This window comes from Pseudogracilibacillus amylolyticus (SeqCode), from assembly GCF_051918545.1.
Taxonomy (GTDB): domain Bacteria; phylum Bacillota; class Bacilli; order Bacillales; family Amphibacillaceae; genus Pseudogracilibacillus.
In genome coordinates this window covers 1-4841 of sequence record NZ_JBPPZG010000261.1, presented here as the reverse complement: position 1 = coordinate 4841, position 4841 = coordinate 1, and the positions used below count along the sequence as shown (strand labels likewise).

Annotated in this window: 5 protein-coding genes; 2 read left to right on the top strand and 3 right to left on the bottom strand. The window is 36.3% G+C overall.

What is annotated here, in order from left to right; genetic code table 11:
- Positions 1-206 precede the first annotated feature (206 nt).
- Genes ACPYKA_RS18945 through cbpB form a run of 3 tightly spaced genes read right to left on the bottom strand, consistent with a single transcriptional unit; the run spans position 207 to position 2869 of the window.
- Entirely contained in the window at positions 207-872 is a 666-nt protein-coding gene (locus ACPYKA_RS18945) for a potassium channel family protein (RefSeq protein WP_479543760.1), read from the bottom strand.
- A 30-nt stretch (positions 873-902) separates the two neighbouring features.
- Positions 903-2399 carry an MDR family MFS transporter gene (locus ACPYKA_RS18940; RefSeq protein WP_479543759.1) on the bottom strand — a complete coding sequence of 499 codons (1497 nt, stop codon included), beginning with the start codon at positions 2397-2399 and terminating at the stop codon, positions 903-905.
- Between the two features lie 29 nt (positions 2400-2428).
- A complete protein-coding gene (gene cbpB / locus ACPYKA_RS18935; RefSeq protein ID WP_479543758.1) occupies positions 2429-2869 on the bottom strand; it encodes a cyclic-di-AMP-binding protein CbpB in 441 nt (146 codons plus the stop codon).
- 235 nt (positions 2870-3104) lie between these two features.
- On the opposite strand from cbpB, the gene trhA reads away from it, so the two are divergent.
- Both trhA and ACPYKA_RS18925 read left to right on the top strand, forming a co-directional pair.
- Positions 3105-3740 carry a PAQR family membrane homeostasis protein TrhA gene (trhA, locus tag ACPYKA_RS18930; RefSeq protein ID WP_479543757.1) on the top strand — a complete coding sequence of 212 codons (636 nt, stop codon included), beginning with the start codon at positions 3105-3107 and terminating at the stop codon, positions 3738-3740.
- A gap of 36 nt (positions 3741-3776) precedes the next feature.
- Positions 3777-4232 (top strand): YkyB family protein, encoded by a 456-nt coding sequence (locus ACPYKA_RS18925; RefSeq protein WP_479543756.1) that lies wholly within the window; start codon positions 3777-3779, stop codon positions 4230-4232.
- The last annotated feature ends 609 nt before the right edge of the window (positions 4233-4841 follow it).

Sequence of the window (4841 nt, the reverse complement as noted above, 5' to 3'; positions counted from 1 at the left end):
CAGAAGCAGTGGTTTTCTGCTTCGGAGGCTGAAGCCGTGCCCGCGGAAAGCAACGGTTCGTAGCGGAAAACAACCTGAGCGCTACTCTACAATATCCTTCAACTACGATGCAAATAAGCAACAAAGTACTTGGGGAAATCCTTAATATTATTTTATTTTATAACCGTTTTGAAGATATAAGTATGATGTAGAAAATATTATTCAACTTATTCATCCATAATAAGTTGCCTTTCAAATTTCGTTATATCTTTATCTGCTCCAATAACGATTAATATGTCATCTTCTTGAACAGTATAATCAGCACTTGGCGAAACATTCATTTGTTTTCCATGTCTGATCGCTACAACGTTACAGCCATATTTAGCACGAATATCCATTTCCTTTAACGTTTTGCCGACCATTTTTCTTCCGGCCATTACTTCTACCATACTATGGTCTTCTGACAGCTCTAAATAATCTAAAATATTGCTAGAGATTAAACTATGTGCTAACCTTCTGCCCATATCTCTTTCTGGATGAACTACTTGATGTGCACCTATTTTATTTAATATTTTTTCATGGTAATCATTTTGGGCCTTAACTGTAATCTTTTTAATCCCTAGATCGGCTAGTATTACCGTTGTTAAGATACTTGCTTGTATATTATCGCCTATTGCTACAATTACATGATCAATGTTTTTTATTCCAATCTCTTTTAAGGCTTGTTCGTCTGTCGAATCGGCAATCACTGCATGAGATGCAATATTTTTATATTCATTTATCCTATGCTCGTTTTTATCGATTGCGAGCACTTTCATTCCCTCAACACTTAATTCTTCACAAATACTGCCACCAAATCTACCTAAACCAATTACAGCAAATTCTCGTTTCATGACTTGCTCCTCCATTACGATGTAAGAATACTAACGGTTAGTTTGTCCCTCTTCTTCTTTTCTAGGAATTAAACATATAAATAAAAAAGCGAATACAGCAATGATGCCAATTCCTATATAAACAACTTGTAACCCAGATAAAAGACCTTCTTGTAGTACATGAACTACCGCATCAGATAACTGATCCAGTTCTGATTTATCCAATAATTTATCTACCGCATCAATCGTAATAGTTGAATCAAGGTTCGCCTCCGCTATTGTTCGATTAATTTGATTGTTTAATATTCCGCCAAGCAATGCTACTCCAAGTGCACTACCAATGGAACGCATAAACATATTCATTGCTGTTGCGATCCCGCGAACTTCCCAATTAACGGTAGATTGAATCGTTACAATAAATGCTGTACTCGTCATTCCCATGCCAACTCCAACAAAAAAGGATCCGATTCCTGCCCATATATAATGTTGGACAGTAGGCAATAAAATAAAAAATATTGTTCCAATTATGAGTGATACCCCACCTATCAATGAGGTATTTCGATATCCTATTACTAATAATAACCGTCCGGCTACCGTTGATGCAATCGGCCAGCCGATCGACATTACCGTAAGTGCAAAGCCTGCAATAATAGCGGACTTCCCCATAACGCCTTGAATAAATGTCGGTAAGTAACTGGATACACTAATCATAATCATACCGGTTAATAAGGAGGCTATATTTGCTAATTTAATGATACGATATGACCAGATAGTAGAAGGCATAATCGGATCCGAAATTCGTTTTTCATACATAATAAATAAAATAAGGCTGAAAGCAGTCACAACGAGAAGGACAAACATTTGGATTGACATCCAGCTGATTGATATTCCTCCTTCAACCAATATGTACATCAGTGTACTAATTCCAATGATCATTAATACAGCACCAATATAATCAATTGAATGTTTCTTTTTACTCATATTCTCTTTTAAAAATAAAATAATTCCTATCATGGATAACAAACCAAGTGGAATATTCATCCAAAATACATAGCGCCAGTTTAAAAAGTCAACAAAAAAAGCACCTATTAAAGGGCCAAGTATCGCCGAAACTCCCCAAACTGCTGATAAATATCCTTGTATTTTTGCACGCTCTTTTTTTGAGTATATATCCCCTACAATTGTAGTCGCTATTGGCATCAATGCACCTGCTCCAATACCTTGTATAAAACGGCAAAAAATCAACATCGGCATGGAAGTACTAAAACCGGCGAGTGTTGAGCCGGTTAAAAAAACACATATACCAATAACATAAATTGGACGTCTTCCATATATATCTGCAAGTTTTCCAAAAAGTAATACAGTAGCACTAGATGTCAATAAATAACTGGAAAATACCCAACTATACAAGGAAAATTCACGTAAGTCTGCTACGATACTTGGCATCGCTGTCGCTACGATCGTTGCTTCTATTGCCGATAGAAACATACCTAACATGACAGAGATTAATATAAGAGGTCGTTTTATATTATTAATCTGATTATCCAATTTTTCACCTTAGATCAGCTATTGCGATTTTAGGGCCTGTAATAGTCTTTTTTTATTTCTTTTAAAATTGCTCTTCTTGTTAAAATTCCATCAAAATATCCTTCTTCATCAACAACACAAACAAACGGAGCATCTATTACGGCTTTTAATCCATCTATAAAGCTGGCATTTTTTTGAATACTGATTAAATCATCTTTCATTACCTCATGTACTTTAAGTTCAGATAACTTTTCAACTTCAAATCGATCTATTCCTAAAATTTGGTCCAAAATCACAGTTTTACTGATCGAGCCAGCTAGTTTATAGGAGGCATCTAAAACAGGTACCGCAAAGTAACCAGACTTTACTAATACAAGTAAAGCATGTTCTAGCGGATTATTTAATTGAACATGGGCAACTTTTTCAGATGAGATCATTAAATCTTTCACTGTTAAATTTTTTAATTGATTGTCTTCTTGCGTCATACTCATAAAAAAGCAACTCCTCTTTTATTTAATTCTTAAAATCATGTAAAGCCTTACATGTGTGGAGTTAAAATGAACATTATTATACTCACAATTCATGCTTCTATTATAGTTTACCATATAAACCGAAGAAGTAACATGATGTATGAGCTCTATTGGAAAGAAAAAAAGAAATTCTTTTCATCTGACTATTTTAACTGTACAATACATATATATGCTTTTATCAGAAAGAAGGTTTTACATGGATACACATCTTTTTACGAAGAAAGAAGAAATTGCGCATGCATTAACCCACGGAATCGGTGCAGTTTTAAGTATCGCTGCTTTAGTTTTATTAATTATTTTCGCTTCGTTTAACGGGGATCCAGCCCTTATTGTGTCCGTAACTATTTTTGGGATATCTATGTTACTGATGTATACATCCTCAACACTCGTACATAGTCTTCCGGTCGGAAAATGGAAAAATATTTTTCTAATTATTGATCATGCATCCATCTATATTTTCATTGCCGGTACTTACACACCATTTTTATTAGTTATACTTAGCGGTAAAATCGGCTGGATATTATTTGGGATTATATGGGGTATCGCTCTTACCGGTACTGTATTAAAAGTGTTCTTTGTGAAAAGATTTATTATCCTATCGACGGTAGCTTATATTTTAATGGGATGGCTAATTACGACTGTTTGGAGTCCACTTGTAGAAGGTATTCATGTGAACGGACTGATGCTTCTTGTAACTGGAGGGATCGTCTACACAGTTGGTGCTGTGTTTTACGTTTGGAAGCGAGTTCCTTATCATCATGTCATTTGGCATTTATTTGTGCTTGCTGGATCTATTTGTCACTTTTTTGCAGTGTTATTCTACGTCATATAAATATCTTCAGTTAAATACAGAAATGAGGGATTAAGGTTGAAAGAAACGTATAGTATCACGGAAATTGCTCAAGCAATATATACAATCAATCGCCATGCAAAAGCTGCGCCTGAACCCCAGCACTTGTATATGATAAAAAAACAGGCGATCGAACAACTATTAAAAGAGAATAAGGCAGAGAAGCTTGGTCTTCACTTTTCTAACAACCCGAAATTTAGTAATCAACACTCCACACTGCTTGTGAAAGTTGCCAACTATTATTTTCATGTGCCTCCAACAAAAGAAGACTTCCAGTATTTAACCCATCTCGGTTCATTAGATAAAGACTTTCGTAATCCACGTACAAAAATGTCTTTATCATATGCAAAAAAAATAATTTATCAGTATATAAACTGGCAGCCGCCTAAAAATGTAAAGCGAAAGAAATTTTCCTCTTATTATACACCTTCATCACTTGGAAAAATGGAATGGCCACCTACGAAGAAGTTTTGAATTACTTTCAAGTTTAGAAAACTTACGACGCACAGGACGTCGCGTTTTTAACCAGTGAGCAGTAGGAAAGTTTTATACTTCCTGCAAATTAAAAAAATCCGCATAAAAACATGCGGATTTTTGTTTGTATTTCAGCCGATTCTTCCTATAAAGAATGATAAAAACCGAGGGTAGCAAGATCGCAATATCCGAGTACGGCCCCCTTTTTCTACACGCTAAAAAATATTTACTCATTAAAAGAACGGAGAATATGCTAACGAGGTTCTTGAGTTCAAACATCGCGGAGGGGAACGTGAGAAAACCTTGCGTGACCCTAATTAAGTCCATACATCGCGCTGGGGAATATGAGAGCATCTTACGTTACCCTAATTGAGTTCATTCATCGCGCTGGGGAACGCGAGAACAACTTGCGTGACCCTAATTGATTCCATGCATCGCGCTGGGGAACGCGAGAACATCTTGCGTGACCCCAATTGAGTTCATTCATCGCGCTGGGGAACATGAGAACATCTTGCGTGACCTTAATTGAGTTCATTCATCGCGCCGGGGAACGTGAGAAAACCTTGCGTGACCCTAATTGATTCCATGCATCGCGCTGGGGAACGCGAG

What these genes read in the sequence shown, in the direction of transcription:
- trhA (WP_479543757.1), top strand. Translation starts at nt 3,105, where the DNA reads ATGGATACACATCTTTTTACGAAGAAAGAAGAAATTGCGCATGCATTA.
- cbpB (WP_479543758.1), bottom strand. Translation starts at nt 2,869, where the DNA reads ATGAGTATGACGCAAGAAGACAATCAATTAAAAAATTTAACAGTGAAA.
- ACPYKA_RS18945 (WP_479543760.1), bottom strand. Translation starts at nt 872, where the DNA reads ATGAAACGAGAATTTGCTGTAATTGGTTTAGGTAGATTTGGTGGCAGT.